Annotated in this window: 20 protein-coding genes and 1 pseudogene; 11 read left to right on the plus strand and 10 right to left on the minus strand. The window is 71.3% G+C overall.

The features are described 5' to 3' along the window. Positions 1 to 36 precede the first annotated feature (36 nt). From IF17_RS0106780 to IF17_RS0106795, 4 genes are all read left to right on the plus strand, one after another. Positions 37 to 954, plus strand: a complete 918-nt coding sequence (locus IF17_RS0106780; protein ID WP_030563155.1) for an NTP transferase domain-containing protein — start codon at positions 37 to 39, stop codon at positions 952 to 954. Continuing rightward, positions 951 to 2,450 (plus strand): molybdopterin molybdotransferase MoeA, encoded by a 1,500-nt coding sequence (locus IF17_RS0106785; RefSeq protein ID WP_030563157.1) that lies wholly within the window; start codon positions 951 to 953, stop codon positions 2,448 to 2,450. The genes IF17_RS0106780 and IF17_RS0106785 overlap by 4 nt, the downstream gene beginning before the upstream one ends. A 31-nt stretch (positions 2,451 to 2,481) precedes the next feature. Then, entirely contained in the window at positions 2,482 to 3,600 is a 1,119-nt protein-coding gene (locus IF17_RS0106790; protein ID WP_076967632.1) for a potassium channel family protein, read from the plus strand. 98 nt (positions 3,601 to 3,698) lie between these two features. Beyond that, positions 3,699 to 4,685, plus strand: coding sequence for an NAD(P)H-quinone oxidoreductase (locus IF17_RS0106795; RefSeq protein WP_030563160.1), 987 nt, complete (start codon positions 3,699 to 3,701; stop codon positions 4,683 to 4,685). A gap of 58 nt (positions 4,686 to 4,743) precedes the next feature. Here the strand turns inward: IF17_RS0106795 and IF17_RS0106800 are convergent, their stop codons facing one another. From IF17_RS0106800 to IF17_RS0106825, 6 genes are all read right to left on the minus strand, one after another. Then, positions 4,744 to 5,292 (minus strand): bacterial proteasome activator family protein, encoded by a 549-nt coding sequence (locus IF17_RS0106800; protein ID WP_076967631.1) that lies wholly within the window; start codon positions 5,290 to 5,292, stop codon positions 4,744 to 4,746. Positions 5,293 to 5,390: 98 nt separating this feature from the next. Next, positions 5,391 to 8,249: an FtsX-like permease family protein gene (locus IF17_RS0106805; RefSeq protein WP_030563163.1), complete on the minus strand. Its 2,859-nt coding sequence runs from the start codon at positions 8,247 to 8,249 to the stop codon at positions 5,391 to 5,393. Next, positions 8,246 to 9,067, minus strand: a complete 822-nt coding sequence (locus IF17_RS0106810) for an ABC transporter ATP-binding protein (protein ID WP_030563165.1) — start codon at positions 9,065 to 9,067, stop codon at positions 8,246 to 8,248. The genes IF17_RS0106805 and IF17_RS0106810 overlap by 4 nt, the downstream gene beginning before the upstream one ends. 158 nt (positions 9,068 to 9,225) lie before the next feature. Then, complete coding sequence (locus IF17_RS0106815; RefSeq protein WP_030563167.1) at positions 9,226 to 9,849, minus strand: PadR family transcriptional regulator; 624 nt, start codon at positions 9,847 to 9,849, stop codon at positions 9,226 to 9,228. Positions 9,850 to 9,943: 94 nt separating this feature from the next. Continuing rightward, a complete protein-coding gene (locus tag IF17_RS1000000140215) occupies positions 9,944 to 10,333 on the minus strand; it encodes a hypothetical protein (protein WP_078615812.1) in 390 nt (129 codons plus the stop codon). Between the two features lie 489 nt (positions 10,334 to 10,822). Next, a complete protein-coding gene (locus IF17_RS0106825; protein WP_030563171.1) occupies positions 10,823 to 12,481 on the minus strand; it encodes a protein kinase domain-containing protein in 1,659 nt (552 codons plus the stop codon). Between the two features lie 370 nt (positions 12,482 to 12,851). On the opposite strand from IF17_RS0106825, the gene IF17_RS0106830 reads away from it, so the two are divergent. Beyond that, the gene (locus tag IF17_RS0106830) at positions 12,852 to 14,501 is read left to right on the plus strand and encodes a protein kinase domain-containing protein (RefSeq protein WP_030563173.1); all 1,650 of its coding nucleotides are present in this window, start codon (positions 12,852 to 12,854) and stop codon (positions 14,499 to 14,501) included. 27 nt (positions 14,502 to 14,528) lie between these two features. Here the strand turns inward: IF17_RS0106830 and IF17_RS0106835 are convergent, their stop codons facing one another. From IF17_RS0106835 to IF17_RS0106845, 3 genes are all read right to left on the minus strand, one after another. Further along, a complete protein-coding gene (locus IF17_RS0106835; RefSeq protein WP_030563175.1) occupies positions 14,529 to 15,560 on the minus strand; it encodes a phosphotransferase enzyme family protein in 1,032 nt (343 codons plus the stop codon). A gap of 63 nt (positions 15,561 to 15,623) precedes the next feature. Then, positions 15,624 to 16,061, minus strand: coding sequence for a pyridoxamine 5'-phosphate oxidase family protein (locus IF17_RS0106840; protein ID WP_030563177.1), 438 nt, complete (start codon positions 16,059 to 16,061; stop codon positions 15,624 to 15,626). 85 nt (positions 16,062 to 16,146) lie between these two features. Further along, positions 16,147 to 16,806 carry a response regulator gene (locus IF17_RS0106845; protein WP_030563178.1) on the minus strand — a complete coding sequence of 220 codons (660 nt, stop codon included), beginning with the start codon at positions 16,804 to 16,806 and terminating at the stop codon, positions 16,147 to 16,149. 349 nt (positions 16,807 to 17,155) lie between these two features. Between IF17_RS0106845 and pdhA the strand changes: the two genes are divergently transcribed. From pdhA to IF17_RS0106875, 6 genes and pseudogenes are all read left to right on the plus strand, one after another. Next, the gene (gene pdhA / locus IF17_RS0106850; RefSeq protein ID WP_030563180.1) at positions 17,156 to 18,316 is read left to right on the plus strand and encodes a pyruvate dehydrogenase (acetyl-transferring) E1 component subunit alpha; all 1,161 of its coding nucleotides are present in this window, start codon (positions 17,156 to 17,158) and stop codon (positions 18,314 to 18,316) included. 2 nt (positions 18,317 to 18,318) lie between these two features. Further along, positions 18,319 to 19,299, plus strand: a complete 981-nt coding sequence (locus IF17_RS0106855) for an alpha-ketoacid dehydrogenase subunit beta (RefSeq protein WP_030563182.1) — start codon at positions 18,319 to 18,321, stop codon at positions 19,297 to 19,299. A 12-nt stretch (positions 19,300 to 19,311) separates the two neighbouring features. After that, entirely contained in the window at positions 19,312 to 20,757 is a 1,446-nt protein-coding gene (locus IF17_RS0106860; protein WP_030563184.1) for a dihydrolipoamide acetyltransferase family protein, read from the plus strand. Between the two features lie 53 nt (positions 20,758 to 20,810). Next, a pseudogene (locus IF17_RS0106865) lies at positions 20,811 to 21,287 on the plus strand (DUF5753 domain-containing protein); the annotation flags it as partial. A gap of 5 nt (positions 21,288 to 21,292) precedes the next feature. After that, on the plus strand, positions 21,293 to 21,481 hold the full coding sequence (locus IF17_RS0106870; RefSeq protein WP_030563188.1) for a DUF397 domain-containing protein: 189 nt from the start codon (positions 21,293 to 21,295) through the stop codon (positions 21,479 to 21,481). Positions 21,482 to 21,516: 35 nt separating this feature from the next. Further along, the gene (locus IF17_RS0106875; protein WP_030563190.1) at positions 21,517 to 21,705 is read left to right on the plus strand and encodes a DUF397 domain-containing protein; all 189 of its coding nucleotides are present in this window, start codon (positions 21,517 to 21,519) and stop codon (positions 21,703 to 21,705) included. A gap of 68 nt (positions 21,706 to 21,773) precedes the next feature. Here the strand turns inward: IF17_RS0106875 and IF17_RS0106880 are convergent, their stop codons facing one another. After that, a complete protein-coding gene (locus tag IF17_RS0106880; RefSeq protein ID WP_030563192.1) occupies positions 21,774 to 22,676 on the minus strand; it encodes a D-alanyl-D-alanine carboxypeptidase family protein in 903 nt (300 codons plus the stop codon). Positions 22,677 to 22,715: the final 39 nt, after the last annotated feature.

Consider the following 22,715-nt stretch of genomic DNA (forward strand, 5'->3'; position numbering starts at 1 on the left):
GGGGCGTCGGCGTCAGGTGGTGCCCATAATCGACGTATGACCGCCTACGACGTGATCGTCCTGGCCGGCGGGGCCGCGAAGCGGCTCGGCGGTGCCGACAAGCCGGCCGTACGGGTCGGCGGCCGCGCGCTGCTCGACCGGGTGCTGGCGGCCTGCTCCGGCGCGGGCGCCACCGTCGTGGTGGGTGGCCGCAGGCCCACCTCCCGACCGGTCACCTGGACTCGCGAAGTCCCCGAGGGCGGAGGCCCGTTGGCGGCGCTCGGCGCGGGGGTGCGGCTGACGACTGCGGAGCGGGTGCTCGTCCTCTCCGCCGACCTGCCGTTCCTGGGCCCCGCCACGGTCGAGGCGCTGCTCGCCGCGGCCGGTGAGGACGGCCGGGACGGCGCGCTCTGCACCGACCCCGACGGCCGCGACCAGCCGCTCGTCGCCGTCTACCGGGGCGAGCCGCTCCGCCGCGAGCTGGCCCTGATCGCCACCGAGCACGGCGGCCTGGCCGGGCTGCCGCTCCGGCTGCTGACCGGGGAGCTGGATCTCGCCCGGGTCGATGCCGGGCCGTACGCCGCGTTCGACTGCGACACTTGGGACGACATCGCCGCCGCCCGCGCCCGGATCAGGGAGCATGGGGCCGTGCTGGACGAATGGATCACCTCGGTCAAGAACGAACTGGGAATCGAACTCGACGTCGACACCGACGTCCTGCTCGACCTCGCCCGCGACGCCGCCCACGGGGTCGCGCGGCCCGCCGCACCGCTCACGACCTTCCTGGTCGGGTACGCGGCGGCCCGGGCGAGCGCCGGCGCGGGGCCGGAGGAAGCCGCGGCGGCGGTCGCCGAGGCCTCCCGCAAGGCCACTGCGCTCGCCCTGCGCTGGGAGGCCGAAGCCGCGGCCGAAGGCGCGGGCGCGGAGAAGGGGACCCGGCCGGAGGCGAGCGGCGAATCGGCCGGAACACCATGACCGGCGACGACGCCGAAGAGCTGGCCGTCGAGCAGGCCTTGGCGCTGGTCGGCGGACGGAACCAGACGCATGGCCGAGCCGACGATCAGGCGCATGACCGAGCCAATGATCAGGCGCGTCACCGAGCTGACGATCGGACGGGCGATCGGATGGGCGATCAGACGGGCAATCAGGCAGGCGATCAGATGCCGCACAACCAGAACCCCGGTGCGCCCGCCGACCCGCACCCCGCCCCGTGTACGACACCCTCCCCCTCCCCGGCCCTCCCCTGGGACCGTGCGCGGGCCGTAGCCGCGCGGGCCGGGCGGGGCGGGCCGCTCGCCGTGGTCCGGCTGCCGCTCGACCGTGCCCTGGGCCATGTGCTCGCCGAGCCCCTCGCCGCCCTCACCGACCTGCCGTCCTTCGACACCTCGGCCATGGACGGCTGGGCCGTCGCCGGGCCCGGCCCCTGGACGTACGAGGAGGGCGTGAGCCTGCTCGCGGGGGTCAGGGAGAGCCCCGCCGCCGCCCGCCTGCCCGACGGCACCGCCGTACGCATCGCCACCGGAGCCCGTACCCCCGCCGACACCACCGCGGTCATCCGCAGCGAGCACGCCCACGTCGACGAGGCCAGGGGCCTGCTCTCCACCCGGCGGCCCGTCGTCACCGGCCAGGACATCCGCCCCCGGGGCCAGGAGTGCCGCTCGGGCGACGAGTTGGTGCCGGCCGGCACCGTGGTCACCCCGGCGGTGCTCGGGCTCGCCGCCGCCGCCGGGTACGACGCCCTGCCCGCCGTCCCCCGCCCCCGCGTCGACGTCCTCGTCCTCGGTGACGAACTCCTCGCCGCGGGCCTCCCGCACGACGGCCTGATCCGCGACGCCCTCGGCCCCATGCTCGGCCCCTGGCTGCGGGCCCTGGGCGCCGAGGTCTCCGGCCCCCGCCGCCTCGGGGACGACGCCGAGGCCCTGCGCGAGGCCCTCACCTCCTCCGACGCCGACCTGATCGTCACCACCGGCGGGACCGCCTCGGGCCCGGTCGACCATGTGCACCCGGTCCTGGCCGCCCTCGGGGCCGAGCTGCTCGTGGACGGCGTCACCGTGCGCCCCGGCCACCCCATGCTGCTGGCGCGGTTCGCCCCGGACGGGCCCCACCTGGTCGGGCTGCCCGGCAATCCGCTCGCGGCCGTATCAGGGCTCCTGACCCTCGCCGAACCGCTCCTCGCGGGGCTCGCGGGCCGTCCGGCGCAGGACGCGTACCGGGCGCTCGTCCACGCCGATGTGCCCGGCCATCCGCAGGACACCCGCCTCGTTCCCGTGGTCCACCGCGCGGGCCGGGCGGGCGGCCGGGACCATGTGGCGCCCCTGCGGTACAACGGTCCCGCCATGCTCCGAGGGATCGCCGCGGCGGACGGGCTGGCAGTGGTGCCCGCCGGCGGGGTACGGTCCGGCACCGAGGTGGAGATTCTGGATCTCCCATGGGCCCCGGCGACGCCGTGGACGGAAGGGTGTTTCACGTGAAACTTCCCGACCACGAGAAGGGGTGTTTCACGTGAAACTTCCCGGTCACGACGCGATGGCCAGGCGGGCCGACGAGCACGTCCTACCGACGCGGGTGATGCTCCCCCGCCGGGTCGTCGACGGCCCGGCCCGGCAGGTCGGCAAGCGGCTGCTGATGGCGCTGCTCGTGCTGGCCGCGACGGTGCTCATCGTCTGGCTCGATCGCGCGGGCTACAACGACAACGCCGACGGCAAGGTCGATCTGCTGGACGCGGTCTACTACGCCACGGTCACCCTCTCCACCACCGGGTACGGTGACATCACCCCGTACAGCGCCGGAGCCCGGCTGATCAACGTGGTGCTCGTGACACCGCTGCGCGTGATGTTCCTGATCATCCTGGTCGGCACCACTCTCGAGGTCCTCACGGAACGGACCCGCGAGGACTTCCGGCTGAAGCGTTGGAGGGCCAACTTGCGTGACCACACCGTCGTCGTCGGCTTCGGCACCAAGGGCCGTTCGGCGATCCAGACCCTCTGCGCCACCGGCCTGGCGAAGGAGCAGATCGTCATCGTCGATCCGGCCTCCAAGGTGATCGAGGCCGCCAACGCGGAGGGCTTCACCGGCGTGCTCGGCGACGCCACCCGCAGTGATGTCCTGCTGCGGGCCGAGCTCCAGAAGGCGCGTCAGATCATCATCGCCACCCAGCGCGACGACACCGCCGTGCTGGTCGCGCTGACCGCGCGCCAGCTGAACCGCGGCGCGAAGATCGTAGCGGCGGTCCGCGAGGAGGAGAACGCCCCCCTGCTGCGGCAGTCCGGCGCCGACGCGGTGATCACCAGCAGCGGCGCGGCCGGACGGCTGCTCGGCCTCTCCGTGCTCAGCCCGAGCGCGGGCACGGTGATGGAGGATCTGATCCAGCAGGGCAGCGGCCTCGATCTGATCGAGCGGCCGGTGATAAAGGCCGAGGTGGGCAAGAGCGTCCGGGAGACCGAGGACCTGGTCGTCAGTGTGCTGCGCGGCCACCGGCTGCTCGGTTACGACGACCCGGCGGCCAGCCCGTTGCAGCTGACGGACCGGGTGATCACCATCGTGCGCGCCAGTCCGCCGACCGGCTCCGGCCCGTCCGGCCCCCAGCTGCCCCATCTGCCGCTGCCGCCGCACCGCTCCTGACCCCCGGAAACCCCACCGCTCCTGACCTGAGGAAACCGCACCGCTCCTGACCCCCGGAAACGGGGCAGGGGGCCGGTGGCGGGAGTAGCCTCGCGGCCATGCATGCGATCACGATCCCCGAACCCGGTGGCCCCGAGGCGCTCGTCTGGGCCGAGGTGCCCGATCCCGTACCCGGCGACGGCGAAGTCCTCGTCGAGGTCGTCTCCAGCGCCGTCAACCGTGCCGACGTCCTCCAGCGGCAGGGCTTCTACAACCCGCCGCCCGGCGCCTCCCCCTACCCCGGTCTGGAGTGCGCGGGCCGGATCGCGGCGCTCGGCCCGGGGGTGACCGGCTGGGCGGTCGGCGACGAGGTGTGCGCGCTGCTGTCCGGCGGCGGCTACGCGGAGAAGGTCGCCGTACCGGTGGGCCAGCTCCTCCCCGTACCGCACGGCGTGGATCTGACGACGGCGGCCGCGCTGCCCGAGGTGACCGCGACCGTCTGGTCCAACGTCTTCATGGTCGCCCACCTCCGCCCCGGTGAGACCCTCCTCGTCCACGGCGGCTCCAGCGGGATCGGCACCATGGCGATCCAGCTGGCGAAGGCGGTCGGCGCCCGGGTGGCCGTCACGGCGGGCAGTCCGCAGAAGCTCGCCGAGTGCGCGGCGCTCGGCGCCGACATCCTCATCGACTACCGCGAGCAGGACTTCGTGGCGGAGCTGGAGAAGGCGACCGGCGGGGCGGGGGCCGACGTCATCCTGGACATCGTCGGCGCCAAGTACCTGGACCGGAACGTGAAGGCGCTCGCCGTCAACGGCCGCCTGGCGATCATCGGCCTTCAGGGCGGCGTGAAGGGCGAGCTGAACCTCGGCGCGCTGCTGACCAAGCGGGCCGCCGTCACCGCGACCTCGCTGCGGGGCCGCCCCCTCGGCGAGAAGGCCTCCATCATCGCCGCCGTACGCGAACATGTGTGGCCGCTCATCGCGGACGGGGTGGTCCGGCCCGTCGTGGACCGTACGGTCCCCATGGCGGACGCCGCGGAGGCGCACCGGGTGCTGGAATCCAGCGCCCACATCGGAAAGGTGCTGCTGGCGACCCCGAACGCCTAGAACGCGGCGGGGCCCGGCACACGCCACCGTGTGTGCCGGGCCCCGCGCGTTCACGCGTCTACAGGTACGGTCCCGAACGGATCGGCCCGTGCGGGTCCCCGCCGCCTTCCTCGTCCTCGTGGGCCATCCCGGGCGGCAGCGCGCGGCGCATCTGCTCCAGCTGCGCGCGGGCCGCCATCTGCTGGGCGAACAGCGCCGTCTGGATACCGTGGAAGAGGCCCTCCAGCCAGCCCACCAGCTGGGCCTGCGCGATCCGCAGCTCGGCCTCGGAGGGGACCGACTCCTCGGTGAACGGCAGCGAGAGCCGCTCCAGCTCCTCCACCAGCTCCGGCGCGAGACCGTCCTCCAGCTCCTTCACGGAGCTGGCGTGGATCTCCTTGAGCCGGACCCGGCTCGCCTCGTCGAGAGGGGCCGCCCTGACCTCCTCCAGAAGCTGCTTGATCATGCTGCCGATGCGCATGACTTTCGCGGGCTGCTCGACCATTTCCGTCACCGGGACCTCGCGCGACTCGTCGTCACTGGCACCGCCGCCGACAGCCATTCCGTCCTGGCCCACGACAAGGACCTGCGGGTGCTCCTGCGACCGGTCATTCCTCGGCATTTCCATGCCGCCATTGTCTCGCACACATGCCGTACACCACGTTGGTGCCCCCGGAAACGGATGATCCACCGTCTCCAGGGGCACCGGAAGGGCCCGGGGGAGCGCTATCCCGCCCGTCGGGCCAGCTTCTGCCGGGAGCTGGTGAGGGCGGCGGCGAGCAGCCCGGCCAGCACCGGGACGACCAGGGCCAGCAGCGCGATGGTCTCCCACGGCATCACGATCGGTGTGTACGCCGACTCCATCGGATCCGCCCGCATGTCCGCCAGCGCCGCGCGCAGGTCGGTCAGGCGCACCGCGACCGCCGGCACGATCCCCGCCAGCGTCCCCAGCAGCACCCCGGTCAGGGCGACGACCAGGCACTGGAAGCCGGAGAGCGAGCGCCGGACGCCCGGCGGTGCGCCCACCGCGCTGAGCGTGGTGAGGTCGGCCTCGGCGTCGGCCTTGGAGAGCCCGGTGGTGATGGCCGCCGCGCCCAGGGTCACGACTCCGGCGAAGAGGGCGAGGATCAGCAGGACCGCCGCGTCCTCGTCCTCCTGCTGCGCGTTCGCGGTCATCACGTACGCGCGGTTTCCGGCCTGCTCGATCGCCGCGTCGGCCGCCTGCCGCTCGGCGTCGTTCGGCTCGCGGCTCAGCGTGTAGACGCTGGCGTGGTCCTCGGTGTACAGGCCGAGTTCCTCCGCGGTCCGCTGCGGCAGGATCATCCGGATGCCGGGGGTCGCCGCGTACCGGTCGGGAGCGACGTACACCTTCAGCCGGTCCGTGGTGGTGCGGGCCTTGCCGGGGCGGAGGGCCCGGTGCTCCTTGTCGCGCTCGCTGTAGGTGTGGACGGCCTTGAGGGTGACCTCGCCGTTCTTCGCGTACGCCGGGTTGAGCAGCACGGGTGTGCCCGCGGCCAGGGCCTTCGCCGCCGCCGGGTCGTCGAGCTTCACGTACGACGTGAGCAGCCCGGCGTCACCGATGACGATCTTGCTGTCGTCGTTGCCGAGGGAGACCGAGGTCCACCGCTCGTCCACGCAGGCGGGGGAGTTCATCAGCCGCTTGTGCTCGTCCGCCGAGATCCGCAGCGCGAGTTCCTTGGCGCCCTTGCCCTTGAGGGGGCAGGAGTGGCCCTCTCCGGTGGGCTTGACGAGCCCGATGGTTCCGCAGTCGTCCTCCTCCTCGTAGTACACCGAGCAGTCGCTGCCGGCCCAGACCCTTCCGACGTCGGCGCGCCCGCCGTTGACGGGGTAGTTCTGCTCGACGGCGGCCCGTGCGCGGGGCAGGTTGGCCTTCTGGGAGGTGTCGAAGGCCATCACCGCGGCGGTGCCCGCGGTGAGGTTGGGCTGGTGGTCGTAGGCCTGCTCGGCGGCGTTGCTGCTGGTGTACGTGGCGATGGCGACGCTGCCCGCGACGGCGGCCATCACGGCGGCGACGGCCGGTGCGGTACGGCCCCGGTTGCGGGCCGCGTCGCGCAGGGCGATGCGGGGCGTCAGCGGCAGCCGGCGGCCGAGCCGGCCGAGGAAGCCGACGATGACCGGGATGCAGCAGAGGAGGCCCAGCTCGGCGAGGACGGAACCGCCCGCGACCAGATTGATGTTGCCGCTGACGCCTCCGTACACGGCGAGGGCGACGCCGCCCGCCAGCACGAGGGAGCCGACGACCGGCAGCACCCGGGAGCTGCGGCGGGAGCCGCGGCGTCCGGTGAGCGACTCCAGGACGGACTGCCGGCCCGCCACGATGGCCGGGGCGAGTGCGGCGAGGACCCCGGTGACCAGGCCGAGTACGGCGATGGCGAGGATCTCCCAGGGATGGACGGTCAGTTCGCCGAAGCGGCGGCCGGTGAAGTCCTCGATCATCGGGCGGAACAGGGCGGTGAGCCCGAATCCGGCCCCGACGCCGACGACCGCGCCGACCCCGCCGAGCACCGCACCGCCCGCGAGCACCACGGCCCGCACCTGGCTGCGGGTGCCGCCGCACGAGCCGACCAGCCCCAGCTGGCGGCGCGAACGGCGGGCGCCCACGGCGAACGCCGGTCCGGCCAGCAGCACGATCTCCAGGACGGCCATGGCGGCCACGGTGAGGGCGGCCGCGGTCATCTCCGCGTCGTTCGTCTCCCAGCCCCCCATCTGCGCGGCCATGGGGACCTCGGAGTCCGGCGGCGGGTCCAGGACGACCTGCCGGGCCCGTACCACCACGCCCTTCTCGTTGGCGGCGAGCACGTCCGACCAGGTCACGCCCGCGCCGGACGGGCCCTGGACCAGCCACTTCCGGTCGCCGGCCTGCGGCGGGAGGATCTCCTTTTCACCGTCGGCGGCCTTCTGCCACGGGGCGATGACCGCGCCGGGGACGGCGAACAGGGACTCGGACTTCAGGTCGGTGGGCAGTTCCACCGCGCCGGTGAGGGTGTAGCCCTGCTCGGGGCCGCGGACGGTGACGCGGTCGCCGACGGAGAGCCCGGACGCCTTGAGGAAGGCCTCGGTCGCCGCGATCTCGTCCTTGGCCTTCGGGTAGGCGCCCTCGGTCAGCTCGACCCGGCCGCGCAGCAGCGGGTCCGCGACGGCCAGTTCGGTGATCTGGGTGTCCGTGATGCCGTGGCGGGTCGTCACGGACGCGGGCAGGGACTGCTCGGTGAGGTACCGGGAGCCCTTCGGGAAGGTCGCCGGTACGTCGACGGGCTTGCGCTCGTCCTCGGGCAGCGTCTCGGGTGCGTCCTGGGGCGTGCCCCACATGACGCCGTCGGGCATCTGCTCCAGCCGGACCGGGCCCATGCCCTGGTCGATGAAGAGGGCGTCCGCCGCACCCAAATCCGCCGTCAGATCCTCGGCGACGGTGGGCAGGGCGCTGCGGTACGTCAGGTCGGCGGCGGTCACACCGAGGACCGGCAGGGCGATCATCGCGACGACCAGGGCGCTGCGGCCCTTGGCCCGTACGGCGTCACGTCTGGCTATGCGGAAGGCGGCGCGCCATCCGGAGAAGAGGCTCACTTGGCGGCCTCGGCGGATCCGGAGGTGCCGGAGGACCGGGGGGCTCCCGCTCCCGTCGCTGCCGCGAGCAGCGAGTCGGCTCCGGTGGTCAGCGTCTGGTCGACGATCGAACCGTCGCGGAGGAAGACGACCCGGTCGGCCCAGGCCGCGTACCGGGGCTCATGGGTCACCATCACTCCCGCCGCGCCCTGGTCGCAGCGGGTGCGGAGCAGAGCGAGGACGGCCTCGCCGGTCTCGGAGTCGAGCGCCCCGGTCGGTTCGTCGGCGAGCACGAGGCGCCGGTCGCCGACGAGGGCGCGGGCGATGGCGACGCGCTGCTGCTGGCCGCCGGACATCTCGTCGGGGAAGCGGTCGGCTATCTCGGTCAGCTTCATCTCGGCCAGTGCGGCGAGGGCCTCCTTGCGTGCCTTGCGCACGGAGACACCGTCGAGTTCGCGGGGCAGCGCGATGTTCTCGGCGGCGGTCAGGGCCGGGATGAGGTTGTAGTCCTGGAAGACGTATCCGACGCTGCGGCGGCGCAGGGCGGCGACGCCCTTGCGGCCGAGGGCGGCGATGTCCTGGCCCTCGATGATCACCTGGCCGCTGGTGGCGTTGTCGAGCCCGCCGGCCAGGGTCAGCAGGGTGGACTTGCCGGAGCCGGAGGGCCCCATCACGGCGACCAGCTCACCCGGGTACACCGAGAGGCTGATCCCGCGCAGGGCGTGTACCTCGGCGATGCCGGAGCCGTGGGTGCGGGTGAGGGCCCGCAGTTCGAGTACGGGGTCGCCTGCGGGCGTCCCGGAGGACGGCGGCGGAGGTGTGGCGGCGGGCGAGGACATGGTGGGTGGTTCCCCCTAGGACGAAACGCGCTGGTCGTGGAGTGCGGAACGGGAAATGGGCGGCTGAGGTCGAGCTCGGCTCAGGAAGCCCGGTTCAGGAAACGGGCGGCCGAGGAAGCGTCCGGTTCAGGAAACGGGCGGCTGAGGAGGAGCCCCGCTCAGCGGCGGGTCTTCGTGCGACCGGTCAGGGAGCGGGCCGGGCCGCGGGTGGCCGCCGGGCCGGGTTCGGGCGAGGGCTCGGTGGCGGCAGCCTCGGCGAGGCGGACGAGCCGCGACTCGCAGTGGTCGAGCCAGCGGGCCTCGGCCTCCGCCTGGAAGATCAGCTGCTCCACCACGAGGAGCCAGGCGACCTCGTCCCGGTTGGCGGGGACGTCGGCCAGGGCCTGGGCCTTGAGCCGGGTGAAGTCCTGCATGGCCTTGAGGGTGTGGTGGCGCTGGGACTGGATGACATCGCGGATGTCGACACCCGGGGCCCCCACGGCCATGGCGAGCTTGATCGCCAGTTCGTCGCGGGGCGGACTGGTGCGGTCCACCGGGGTCTCGAACCAGCTGCGCAGCTCGGCCCGGCCGTCGCCGGTGATCGCGTAGAGGTCGTGCCCGGCCTCGTCGGCCCCCTCCTGCACGACCATGCCGTCGCGCTCCAGGCGGCTGAGCGTCGTATAGACCTGGCCGACGTTCAGGGGCCAGGTGGAGCCCGTGCGGGACTCGAACTCGGTGCGGAGCTGGGAGCCGTACCGAGGGCCCCGCTCCAGGAGGGCCAGCAGCCCGTGGCGGATCGACATACTGAGTATGTATACCGAGTATGTCGCTCCTGGCAAGTCACCTGACGGAGCGGCCACGGGGTGCAGGAGTCCGCTCACGCGGCGTGAAGCGGAATCAGTTCACCCGGCGCAGACGGAAGGCGAGGAAGGCGATCCCGAGCCCCACCAAGGCGATGCCCGTACCCAGCGAGACCTGCTGCACCTGTCGTACGGCGGCGGCGTCCAGGGCGCGTGCGCCCGCGCTCCCCGGCTCGCTGAACGCCTCGGGCGGCGGGGTGAAGACCGGCAGGTCGGAGGCGCTCTCCTCGGGCTCGTCCGACGGCTCGGCATCGGCCGGCGTCTCGGCCCGCGCCAGCTCCAGCGGGGTCAGCGAACGCCCGGGCCGAGCCTTGCCGGCCCCGGCCTCACGCCCGGCCATCGGCGCGGTCGACCCCGACACCTCGACGGAGACGGAACGGCTGGGAGAGGGCGAAGCGGAACCTTCGGGGGCCTCGGCGCCCGCCACGTCACCTCCATCCGCCGAAGGGCTCCCGACGGGCTCCACAGGCTCCACGGCCCCTCTCGTACCGGAGACCCCGGACGACGGCGGGAACAGCCCCGAGGGAAGCACGGAGGAGGGTGAGGCACCTGATGGGAGGCCTGATGGAAGGGGCGTGGCCGCAGGACTCGACGCTGCGGAAGGCGTTGCGCTGACGGACGGCCCATCGGCGGAAGCGGAGACGGAAGCCGACGCGGCCCCGCTCGGCGGACCCAACGGCCCCAGCATCGCGCCGGCCGTCACCAGCAGACAGACCGCGCACCTCGACGACCACACGGCCGGACGTCCTGGAGCCATGAGATCAGCGTCACACGGGCTCCAGCATCCGGCATCCCGGACGGGCGAGGAGGAGATAACCGGCCGTTCCGGGATCGATTACCGCCCCGGAACGGAGATCCAGAGCCCCGCAGCGATCACCCGGCGAACAAGAACGATCAGGACGGCCGACCCTTCAGGTCAGGAAGGCCGGCCTGTCGAGATCTTCAGCTCGAAGTGGGCGCCGCGCTCGGAGACGGCCGTGCCCGAGGACGGGAACTGGCCGACGATCTGGCCCTCCGCGTACGTGTTGCCGGGCTCCTCGATCTCCTTGATCGTCCAGCCGGCGGCCGCCGCGCACTCCTTCGCCGAGAGGATGTCCTTGTAGACGAAGTTGGGCGCCTGGACCTTCTTCGGGTCGTTGGAGTCCTCGGAGGCGTCCGTGCAGGCCGTCGTCTTCATCGTCCGGTTGCGCTCCGGGGGCCGGTAGCCCTCGTCCGTGGAGGTCTCGCTGGTGCCCGGGTCGCCGCTCTTGCCCGCCTCGTCGTCCTTGCCGTCGCCCTGGAGGGCGAGCGCGGTGATCAGGCCGCCCACGGCGAGGAGCGCGACGACGATCGAGCCGACGATGACCGGCATGTTCCGCTTGGAGGAGCCGCCGCCCGTGGTGCCGACGGCCGTCTGGTGCTGCGGGTTGATCGTGTACGGCGGCGGGGTCTGGTGGGCGAGCGGGCCCGGCGTCGGGTAACCCTGGGCCGCCTGCGGGTAGCCGTAGCTCGGCGCGGGCGTCGGGGCCGGCTGGTTGTACGGCCCCGAAGGGCCCGACTGGTACGGCGGCTGCGGGTGCGGCTGGTACGGCGTCTGGACGCCCTGCGGGGCGGGGGTGGCCTGGTCGACGGGCGGGAACACCGCCGAGCCGACGCCCGCACCGCTGTTGGCCGGTCCGCCCCCGGCGACGATCACCGGGGCGCCGGTCTGGCCGCCCGAGGCGTTCAGCACCCGGTCGATCTCGTCCCGCATCGCGGCGGCGCTCGGGAAGCGCTCGTTCGGGTTCTTCTTCAGGGCGCGGGCGACGAGCGCGTCCATCGCCGGGGTGACCGACCGGTTGATGGTGGACGGCGCGACCGGCTCCTCCTGCACATGCGCGTACGCGATGGCGAGCGGCGAGTCCGCGTCGAACGGGATCCGGCCCGTGAGCAGCTGGAAGAGCATGATGCCGACCGAGTACAGGTCGGAGCGGGCGTCCACACCGCGGCCGAGGGCCTGTTCGGGGGAGAGGTACTGCGGGGTGCCGACGACCATGCCGGTCTGCGTCATGGAGGTGACACCGGACTGCATGGCGCGGGCGATGCCGAAGTCCATGACCTTCACGATGCCGCGCTTGGTCATCATGACGTTGCCGGGCTTGATGTCGCGGTGGACCAGGCCCATCTCGTGGCTGGTCTCCAGCGCGGCGAGCACGTCCGCCGTCACCTTGAGCGCCTTGTCGGCGGGCATCGCGCCGTACTGCCGGATGTCATCGGCCAGCACCGAACCGAGCGGCTGCCCCTCGACGTACTCCATGACGATGTACGGCATCAGCGCGCCGCCGAGCTCGTCCTCGCCGGTGTCGAAGACCGAGACGATGTTGGTGTGCTGGAGCTTGGCGACGGCCTGCGCCTCGCGCCGGAACCGCTCGCGGAACGACTGCTCGCGCCCGAGCTCGGTGTGCAGGGTCTTGATCGCGACCTGGCGGTCCAGGGCGGAGTCGTACGCCAGGTAGACGGACGCCATCCCGCCCTCGCCGAGCAGGTCACGCAGCTGGTAGCGGCCGCCCGCGACCGCACCGCCCGCGTAGCGGCCCTGTGCGCCGTCCTGACTCATGACTTGCTTCCCCCTCGGCGGCGCGCCCCTGGCGCGCTATGTGCTGCACACGCGACGTGATGCACACGCGATGTTTTTGTAGGACGCAGATCCATGCGACCCGGTTCCGTACAACGCGATGACGCGCCAAGTCTGCCCGAGGGGTCCGACACGTCAAGCCGGGCACCCGTTCCGTGACCCTACGCACAGGAAGCGTCGCGGAAGCGTTACAGGAAACGCATGGATCCGTGGTGGAGGACACGCCGACCGGTCGGATGATCCGTCCGGTGCGGAACCTGGGTGTCCGGTGGAGGCTGTAGCGTGACGTGGCAATGCAGCAAGGCACCGTGAGAACCCGCGGACGCGCGGACAGATACGACGGCGAGGACTGATGGCACCCGATTCCGAAGCAAACGGCGGCGGATTTTCGGATGGCTCCGACGCCTGGGGTGTCGGTGGGGTCGTCGGTGACGGACGCTACCGGATGACCTACCGGCTCGGCCGGGGCGGCATGGCAGAGGTGTACGCGGCGGAGGACGTCCGGCTCGGACGTACGGTCGCGGTCAAACTGCTCCGCTCCGACCTGGCCGAGGACCCGGTCTCCAAGGCCCGCTTCACGCGTGAGGCGCAGTCCGTCGCCGGCCTCAACCACCATGCGATCGTCGCCGTCTACGACTCCGGCGAGGACACCGTGGGCGGCCAGACGGTCCCGTACATCGTGATGGAGCTGGTCGAGGGCCGCACCATCCGCGACCTTCTCCTGACCGCCGAGGCGCCCCCGCCCGAGCAGGCCCTGATCATCGTCTCGGGCGTGCTGGAGGCGCTGGCCTACTCGCACCAGCACGGCATCGTGCACCGGGACATCAAGCCCGCCAACGTGATCATCACGGACTCCGGCGCGGTCAAGGTGATGGACTTCGGCATCGCGCGGGCGCTGCACGGCGCCCAGTCGACGATGACCCAGACCGGCATGGTCATGGGCACGCCGCAGTACCTCTCCCCCGAGCAGGCGCTCGGCAAGGCCGTCGACCACCGCTCCGACCTCTACGCCACGGGCTGCCTGCTCTACGAACTGCTGGCGCTGCGGCCCCCGTTCACCGGTGAGACCCCGCTCTCGGTGGTCTACCAGCACGTCCAGGACATCCCGGTGCAGCCGTCCGAGGTCTCGGACGTGGTGCCGCCGGAGCTGGACGGCATGGTGATGCGCTCGCTGGCGAAGGACCCGGACGACCGGTTCCAGAGCGCCGAGGAGATGCGCGGACTGGTCCAGTACAGCCTGCAGATGCTCCAGGTGCAGGGCGGCCACACGGGCACGTGGAACACCGGTCCGGTCGCGCTCAACGAGGGCGGTCAGACCCCGCCGCACGGGATGACGGGCTCGACCCGGGCGATGGGCCACCCGATGCACGGGGACACCTCGCAGGGGCCGATCCTGCCCCCGATGAACCCGGACGACGGCGGTTACAACGGCTACGACGGTGGTCGCGGCGGACAGCGGGGCGGTGGCCGGCGCAACAAGATGTGGCTCTTCGTGCTGCTCGCGCTGGTCGCGATCGGCGCCGGGGTCGCCTTCGCCATCAGCGCGTCGAAGGGCGACGACGGCGACAAGAAGACGCCGGTCACGCCGTCCACCTCGGTGAGCTCTTCCGAGGAGGAGCCGTCGGAGGAGCCGTCCGACGAGGAGGAGCCGACGGAGGAGGAGCCGGAGCAGCCGAGCACCTCCACGGGCGGTCAGACGCAGCCCGAGCCGCCGCCGTACACCCCGCCGCCGACCCAGAGCCAGCCCTCGTTCACGCCGTCCCCGACCCCGTCCGACAACACGGACGCCGGGACGACGGACGGCAACACCAACGAGGGCACCACGGGCGAGCCGTCCGGCGACCCCACCGACCCGACCACCGACCCGGGCACCCCGGGCGGCGGCAACGGCGGCGAGCCCGGCGGCTCGGAGGGCGCGAACGGCGGCGCCAGCGCGGGCAGCGCCGGCAACAGCGGCACGGGCGACACGGCCGGCCCGGCAGCGGGAGGCACCACCCCCTAGGACCCCCTAGGACCCCGTGGGGACGCTCTACTCCGTGAACGCCGCGCACACCGCCTCGTACTCACGGGTCCACCACACCGCCAGGGCCGACACCGCAGGGAACTGCGGGTCGGCCCTTCGGTCGTCCAGGCGGTAGCGCCAGCGCAGTATCCAGAAGTCGTTGAGCCGCTCCCACCACACCCGGTGCACGGCGGCGGCCAGTTCGGCCGCCCCCGCCCCCGCCGCCCGCCGGTACGCGCGGGCGTACGCCCGTACCTTCGGCAGGTCCAGCTCCCCGCCCGGCTGCACGAAGAAGATGGCCGCCGCCCGGACCGCCTCCTCGGCGCGCGGCTGCACCCCCAGCCGGTCCCAGTCCACGATCGCGACCGGATCGGCGCCCCGGTAGAGCAGGTTGAGCGGATGGAAGTCGCCGTGCACCCACCCGGTGGCGGGCCCGTCCGGCGTCGGCGGCCGGCGGTGCGCATGCCGCTCCAGCAGCGCCCGGCGCTCCACGAGCCGGTGCACGGCGAGCTCGTCGAAGGCGTCACGCGGGGTGTCCCGGGAGCGCTGCCCACGGGCCACGGCCAGCAGCTCGTCGATCAGCGCGAAGGTGTCGGCGGCATGCGGACTGCCGTACCCGGCGGGTAACGACCCCACCGGAGGCTCGGGTTCACCGTCCGCCGGCATGACCTGCTCAAGAGCGGTGTGTACGGCTCCGAGGAGCGTCCCGAGACGCCGCGACTGGTGGGGGGTGAGCTGGGATCCGACCCGGTGCAGTCCGTCGACCCAGGGGTGCAGGGCGTAGCAGCGGTCGCCGATCACGGTGACCGTGGTGCCCTCCGTGTCGGTCAGCGGCGGGACGACGGGCACGCCGAGCGAGGCCAGGCGCTGGGTGGCGTGGTGCTGGCGCACGATCGTGGCGCGCTCACCGGTGGCGTCGCCGATGTGCTTCTTGTCGAGGTGGTGCTTGAGGAAGTAGGAGCCGCGGGTGGTGGACACGCGGTATCCGTGGTTCAGCAGGCCCTTGGTGATCGGCTCGCAGGCGAGCGGTTCACCCACGTCCGGGTAGCGGCGCAGCACCTCGCCGACCGGGGGAACTGGTGGGCGGGTTACATATGAGCGCGGCACTTACCAAATGGTAGATCACGCTGCGTGGCGGACAACCTGACTTGCGTCGAAGCCCAGAGTGTGCTCCGTGACGAAGTGCGGGTCGACCCGGAGGTAGGCCGGCGCGAAGGGTTCCCCGTTGACGTGGACGGGGGCGGCACCGAAGAGTTCTTCCTGCTCAGGGCGGGGATGGACGATCTCGGCGGGCCCGGTGAACTGCACGGACCACAGATCGTCGCCCCCATCGCCGCAGGACGCGTTGTAGTTGTCCGCCCCATAGGCGACGACGGTCCCGTCGCATGCCTCGTGGTGACCGAAGCCGCTGTGCATCCGCAGCAGGATGCGGCCGTCGCTCACGATGTGCCGGGCCACCGCCAGGAACGGCAGGGCGCGCATGCTGGTGGCGAGGCGGCCGTACGGGACCCGGCGGAGCAGCTCCATCGCCTGGGGCGCGGGGGTTTCTTCGGAGGGCATACGGTCCACTGTCCGGCACACGTAGGGACCGGGTAAGAGTCCCCGGCCCCGGGCGGCCCGGGACCAAAGTCCCATGCCGTTGGGTTCAGCGGCGCTCGGCCTGGAGCCGGGCGACGTACGCGGCCGCCTGCGAGCGGCGCTCCATGCCCAGCTTGGACAGCAGGCTGGAGACGTAGTTCTTGATGGTCTTCTCGGCGAGGTGCAGCCGCTCCCCGATGACCCGGTTGGTCAGCCCCTCCCCGATCAAATCCAGGATCTTGCGCTCCTGCTCGGTGAGGTTGGCGAGCCGCTCGTCGCCCTTGGCGGTGCCGCCGTCGCGCAGCCGCTCCAGCACCCGGGCGGTGGCCACGGGGTCCAGCAGGGATTTCCCGGCGGCGACGTCCCGTACGGCATTGAGCAGTTCATTGCCCCGGATCGCTTTCAGCACATAACCCGACGCACCGGCCATGATCGCGTCGAAAAGCGCCTCGTCATCGGCGTACGAGGTGAGCATCAGGCATTTGATGTTCTCGTCCAGCGAACGGACCTCCCGGCACACCTCCACCCCGCTGCCGTCGGGCAGCCGGACGTCGAGCACCGCCACATCAGGGCGCGTCGCCGGGATCCTGACCAGGGCGTCGGCGGCCGTGCCCGCCTCGCCGACCACCTCGATGTCGGGCTCGGAGGCCAGCAGCTCATGGACGCCACGCCGGACGACCTCGTGATCGTCGAGCAGAAATACCGTGATTTTTCCATCTTCGCGCACGGTCGCAGTCTCACACACTCGCCTCTCCTCCGCTCTTCCCAGCCGCTGATCCGCGGGATAACGTGCCGTTGTTCCGGCGGCCTGCAAGGCTGTTCCCAGTGCTGTGACCAGCAGAGCTTCGTGATTTTTTCGATTTACTTGGAAATCCAAGCAAAAACGCAGGTCAGATAGGGTTTCGCAGTTATGCGATGCACTGGGTAACGTGCCTATGACAGGGCGCTCGCCGGGGCACCTGTCACGCCTGTATCCCGGCCGAGAAGCACCCACCCCGTGCTCGGGTCCGGACACAGGCGAGCCGCACTGGTCTCCCGGCAGACCCCGGGGGCCGGACCGACGGAGGAGCACGCACGTGACCGTGGAGAGCACTGCCGCCGCGCGTAAACCGCGACGCGCCAGTAAGCGGACCAGCGCCGCGAAGAAGCCGCAGAGTTCCGAGCCCCAGCTCGTGCAGCTGCTGACGCCCGAGGGCGAGCGGGTCGAGCACCCGGACTACAGCATCGACCTGAGCGCCGACGAGCTGCGCGGCCTGTACCGGGACATGGTTCTGACCCGCCGCTTCGACGCCGAGGCGACCGCCCTCCAAAGGCAGGGGGAGCTGGGCCTGTGGGCCTCGCTGCTGGGCCAGGAGGCCGCGCAGATCGGCAGCGGCCGGGCGCTGCGCGACGACGACTACGTCTTCCCGACCTACCGTGAGCACGGTGTGGCCTGGTGTCGCGGGGTCGACCCCACCAACCTGCTGGGCATGTTCCGCGGGGTGAACCACGGTGGCTGGGACCCGACGACCAACAACTTCCACCTGTACACGATCGTCATCGGCTCGCAGACCCTCCACGCCACCGGGTACGCCATGGGCGTCGCCAAGGACGGCGCGGACTCGGCCGTGATCGCGTACTTCGGTGACGGTGCCTCCAGCCAGGGCGATGTCGCGGAGTCGTTCACCTTCTCCGCGGTCTACAACGCCCCGGTGGTGTTCTTCTGCCAGAACAACCAGTGGGCCATCTCCGAGCCCACCGAGCGCCAGACCCGCGTGCCGCTCTACCAGCGCGCGCAGGGCTACGGCTTCCCCGGCGTCCGCGTCGACGGCAACGACGTCCTCGCGTGCCTCGCCGTCACCCGCTCCGCACTGGAGCGCGCCCGCCGCGGTGAGGGCCCGACCCTGGTCGAGGCGTTCACGTACCGCATGGGCGCCCACACCACCTCCGACGACCCGACGAAGTACCGGGCCGACGACGAGCGGGCCGCCTGGGAGGCGAAGGACCCGATCCTGCGCCTGCGCACGTACCTGGAGAGTTCCGGCCACGCCGACGAGGCGTTCTTCACCGCCCTGGACGAGGAGAGCGAGACCCTCGGCAAGCGCGTACGCGAGGTCGTACGGGCGATGCCCGACCCGGAGCCGCTCTCCCTGTTCGAGCACGGCTACGCCGACGGCAGCTCCCTCGTCGACGAGGAGCGTGCCCAGTTCTCCGCCTACCAGGCATCGTTCGCCGACTCTGCCGAGGAGGGCAAGTAGCCATGGCCGTGGAAAAGATGTCCATCGCGAAAGCGCTCAACGAGTCGCTGCGTCTGGCCCTCGACACCGACCCCAAGGTCCTCATCATGGGCGAGGACGTCGGAAAGCTCGGCGGCGTCTTCCGTATCACCGACGGCCTCCAGAAGGACTTCGGCGAGGACCGGGTGATCGACACCCCGCTCGCCGAGTCCGGCATCGTCGGCACCGCGATCGGCCTGGCCCTGCGCGGCTACCGCCCCATCGTGGAGATCCAGTTCGACGGCTTCGTCTTCCCCGCGTACGACCAGATCGTCACGCAGCTCGCGAAGATGCACGCCCGCGCGCTCGGCAAGATCAAGCTGCCGGTCGTCGTCCGTATCCCGTACGGCGGTGGCATCGGCGCGGTCGAGCACCACAGCGAGTCCCCCGAGGCGCTCTTCGCGCACGTCGCGGGCCTGAAGGTGGTGTCCCCCTCCAACGCGAGCGACGCCTACTGGATGATGCAGCAGGCCGTCCAGAGCGATGACCCGATCATCTTCTTCGAGCCCAAGCGGCGTTACTGGGACAAGGGCGAGGTCGACACCGAGTCCATCCCCGGCCCGCTCCACAAGGCCGTCACCGTCCGCGAGGGCAGCGACCTGACGCTCGTCGCGTACGGCCCGATGGTGAAGGTCTGCCTGGAAGCGGCCGCGGCCGCCCAGGAGGAGGGCAAGTCGGTCGAGGTCCTGGACCTGCGCTCGATGTCCCCGATCGACTTCGACGCCATCCAGACGTCGGTGGAGAAGACCGGCCGGCTCGTCGTCGTCCACGAGGCGCCCGTCTTCTACGGCTCCGGCGCGGAGATCGCCGCCCGCATCACCGAGCGCAGCTTCTACCACCTCGAAGCGCCGGTGCTCAGGGTCGGCGGCTACCACGTGCCCTACCCGCCGGCCCGGCTGGAGGACGAGTACCTGCCCGGCTTGGACCGGGTGCTCGACGCCGTCGACCGCTCGCTGGCGTACTGAGGGATTGGGGTCGTGACGACGATGACACAGACGTCCGCTCGCTTCCGCGAGTTCAAGATGCCCGACGTGGGCGAGGGGCTCACCGAGGCCGAGATCCTCAAGTGGTTCGTCCAGCCCGGTGACACGGTCACCGACGGCCAGGTCGTGTGCGAGGTCGAGACGGCGAAGGCGGCGGTGGAGCTGCCGATCCCGTTCGACGGCGTGGTGCACGAACTGCGCTTCTCCGAAGGTACGACGGTCGATGTCGGCCAGGTGATCATCACGGTGGACGTGGCGCCGGGGAGCGAGGACGAGGCCCCGGCGCCGGCTCCCGCGCAGGAGCCGGTGGAGGCCGCCGCTACGGCTCCTGCTCCCGCTGCCGAGGAGCCGAAGGGCCGTACGCCGGTTCTGGTCGGCTACGGCGTCGCGGAATCCTCCACGAAGCGCCGCCCGCGCAAGGGGGCTGCCGCTCCTGAGGCCGCCGCGGTGGCGGCGGCGGTGCAGGCGGAGCTGAACGGGCACGGTTCGCCGGCGCCTGTTGTTGCTGAGGCTCCGGTCGGCCGCCCGCTGGCGAAGCCGCCGGTACGGAAGCTGGCCAAGGACCTGGGGATCGACCTGGCGACGGTGGTGCCGACCGGCAAGGACGGCATCATCACCCGCGAGGACGTGCACGCGGCGGCGGCTCCGGCGGCTTCTCCTGCTGCGCCTGTGGCGCCTGAGGCTCCGGCTCCTTCGGTGTCCGAGCCGGTGGCGGCTGCCGTGGAGACCCCGGCCTCGGCTCGCGAGACCCGCATCCCGGTCAAGGGAGTCCGCAAGGCGATCGCGCAGGCGATGGTCGGCTCGGCCTTCACCGCGCCGCACGTCACCGAGTTCGTGACGGTCGACGTGACGCGCACGATGAAGCTGGTGGCGGAGCTCAAGGAGGACAAGGAGATGGCGGGGGTGCGGGTCAACCCGCTCCTGATCATCGCCAAGGCCCTCCTGGTCGCGATCAAGCGGAACCCCGAGGTCAACGCGGCCTGGGACGAGGCCAACCAGGAGATCGTGCAGAAGCACTACGTGAACCTGGGCATCGCGGCGGCCACGCCGCGCGGTCTGATCGTGCCGAACATCAAGGACGCGCACGACAAGACGCTGCCGCAGCTCGCGGCGGCCCTGGGCGAGCTGGTCACCACGGCGCGGGACGGCAAGACGTCTCCGGCGGCGATGGCGGGCGGCACGGTGACGATCACCAATGTCGGCGTCTTCGGCGTCGACACGGGCACCCCGATCCTGAACCCGGGCGAGTCCGCGATCCTGGCGGTCGGCGCGATCAAGCTCCAGCCGTGGGTCCACAAGGGCAAGGTGAAGCCGCGTCAGGTCACCACGCTGGCCCTGTCCTTCGACCACCGCCTGGTCGACGGCGAGCTGGGCTCCAAGGTGCTGGCCGATGTGGCGGCGATCCTGGAACAGCCGAAGCGCCTGATCACCTGGGCTTAGGTGCTTGGTTGGTGGGCCCGTACGTCTCCGGGACGTACGGGCCCACCGCCATGCCCGACTACGCCAGGGCGCTGGCGGTGGGAAACGGCTCCTGGGAGGATCCCGACGAGATCGAACCCTTCGTCGAAGCCCGGATGGCACGACAGGCGCGGTTGACCGGTGACCGCCCGCTCGAGCTGTGGGCCGTTGTGCACGAAAGCGTTCTGCGCCAACTGGTGGGAGGACGGCAGGTGATGAGGGAGCAACTCGGCCATCTGCTGGACATGGCCCGTCAGCCGAACGTGAAACTGCAGGTCGTGCCCTACCTGGCGGGTGCCCACCCAGGCATGACGAGCGCCTTCACCATCGTGTCGTTCGCTGACCCTGGAGCCCTCGATGTGGTCCACATGGATACGACCTCGAGCACGCTCTGGCTGGAGAGCGATAATGATGCCGACCGCCACGTCAGGCTCTTCGATCGCATCACGCGGCTGAGCTTGGCGCAGCGCAACTCGGTCAGACTGGTCGACGGCATTTTCAAGGAGTTGTAGGTCCTGTGCCCGCGTACAAGTTCATCAAGTCCAGCTACAGCGGCGGCAATGCTGGGCAGGAGTGCGTCGAGGTAGCCCGCAACATCCCCCGTACCGTCGCCGTCCGCGACTCGAAGCGTCTTGATGGCCCGGTCTTCGCCGTCGCGTCCGTCGCCTGGGACGCCTTCACGGCCGACCTGCGTCGGCAGTCCTAGCGCCCATGGGTGAGCATCGGCAAGGAGATGAGTGGATGATCAGCTTTCTCTTCGAGAAGTCCGGTCACAGCAGCGGGGACGGCGAGTGCGTCGAGGTCGCCCGCAACATCCCCACCACCGTCGCCGTCCGCGACTCCAAGTGCTCCGGTGGCCCCCTGCTCACCGTCGCGTCCGTCGCCTGGGACGCCTTCACGGCCGACCTGCGCCAGCCGCAACAGCCGTAGGTACGGCAAAGGGGCCCGGCCCGCACACATCGTGCGGGCCGGGCCCCTTGCTCGTACGCGCCTGCGGGCTACTTTTTAAAGCCGTAGTCCATCAACTTCTTCGCGTCGGCCGTGCGGTTCGCCTCGGAGGTCGACGTGAGCACCGTACCGATGACCGTCTTGCCGTTACGCGTCGCCGCGAAGACCAGGCAGTACTTCGCGGTCGGGCCGGAGCCCGTCTTCACGCCGATCGCGCCGCTGTAGCTGCTGAGCATCTTGTTGGTGTTGGTCCACGACATGTAGCGGTAGCCACCGCTCTTCGTGGTGACCTTCTGCTTCGTCGACTTGGTCTTGACGACCGAGCGGAACGTGGCGTTCTTCATCGCCTGGCGGGCGATGATCGTCAGGTCGCGGGGGGTCGAGTAGTTCTTCCCACTGCTTATGCCGTCGAACGAGTCGAAGTTGGTGTTCTTCAGCTTGAGGCTCTTCGCCGTGGCGTTCATCTTGCCGATGAACGACTTCACACGGGCCGCGCGGGTGGAGCCGGTGCCGAACTTGTCCGCCAGCGCGTACGCGGCGTCGCAGCCGGACGGGAGCATCAGGCCGTAGAGGAGCTGGCCGACGGTGACCTTGTCGCCGACGATGAGCCGGGCGGACGAGGCGTTCTTCGAGACGATGTAGTCGCTGTACGCCTTCTGGATCGTGACCTTGGTCTTGAGGTTCACGTTCTTCTGCTGGAGCACCACGAGAGCGGTCATGATCTTCGTGGTGGATCCGGTGGAGCGGCGGGTGTCCGCGGCCTTGCTGAAGAGCGACTTGCCGGTGCCGCTGTTCATCACGAAGCCGCCCTTGGCGACGATCTTCGGAGCCGGCGGCGCCGCGGCGGCCTGCGCCGCCGAAGCGAAGGCGCCGCTCGCGAGCACCGCACCCGCGGTGAGAGCCACGGTGCTCGTGATGGTGACGCGATTAATGCGCTTGATCCCGATTTTCAACTGAACGCTCCAAATGCCCCTGATATGCGGCCACATATG

It is taken from the genome of Streptomyces cyaneofuscatus (assembly GCF_000718135.1).
Lineage (GTDB): Bacteria > Actinomycetota > Actinomycetes > Streptomycetales > Streptomycetaceae > Streptomyces > Streptomyces cyaneofuscatus.

Coding starts and splice junctions, on each gene's coding strand:
- IF17_RS0106810 (WP_030563165.1), bottom strand. CDS start 9,067: ATGTCCTCGCCCGCCGCCACACCTCCGCCGCCGTCCTCCGGGACGCCC.
- IF17_RS0106795 (WP_030563160.1), top strand. CDS start 3,699: ATGCATGCGATCACGATCCCCGAACCCGGTGGCCCCGAGGCGCTCGTC.
- IF17_RS0106785 (WP_030563157.1), top strand. CDS start 951: ATGACCGGCGACGACGCCGAAGAGCTGGCCGTCGAGCAGGCCTTGGCG.
- IF17_RS0106825 (WP_030563171.1), bottom strand. CDS start 12,481: ATGAGTCAGGACGGCGCACAGGGCCGCTACGCGGGCGGTGCGGTCGCG.
- IF17_RS0106840 (WP_030563177.1), bottom strand. CDS start 16,061: ATGCCCTCCGAAGAAACCCCCGCGCCCCAGGCGATGGAGCTGCTCCGC.
- IF17_RS0106855 (WP_030563182.1), top strand. CDS start 18,319: ATGGCCGTGGAAAAGATGTCCATCGCGAAAGCGCTCAACGAGTCGCTG.
- IF17_RS0106815 (WP_030563167.1), bottom strand. CDS start 9,849: ATGTCGATCCGCCACGGGCTGCTGGCCCTCCTGGAGCGGGGCCCTCGG.
- IF17_RS0106800 (WP_076967631.1), bottom strand. CDS start 5,292: ATGGAAATGCCGAGGAATGACCGGTCGCAGGAGCACCCGCAGGTCCTT.
- IF17_RS0106780 (WP_030563155.1), top strand. CDS start 37: ATGACCGCCTACGACGTGATCGTCCTGGCCGGCGGGGCCGCGAAGCGG.
- IF17_RS0106875 (WP_030563190.1), top strand. CDS start 21,517: ATGATCAGCTTTCTCTTCGAGAAGTCCGGTCACAGCAGCGGGGACGGC.
- IF17_RS0106830 (WP_030563173.1), top strand. CDS start 12,852: ATGGCACCCGATTCCGAAGCAAACGGCGGCGGATTTTCGGATGGCTCC.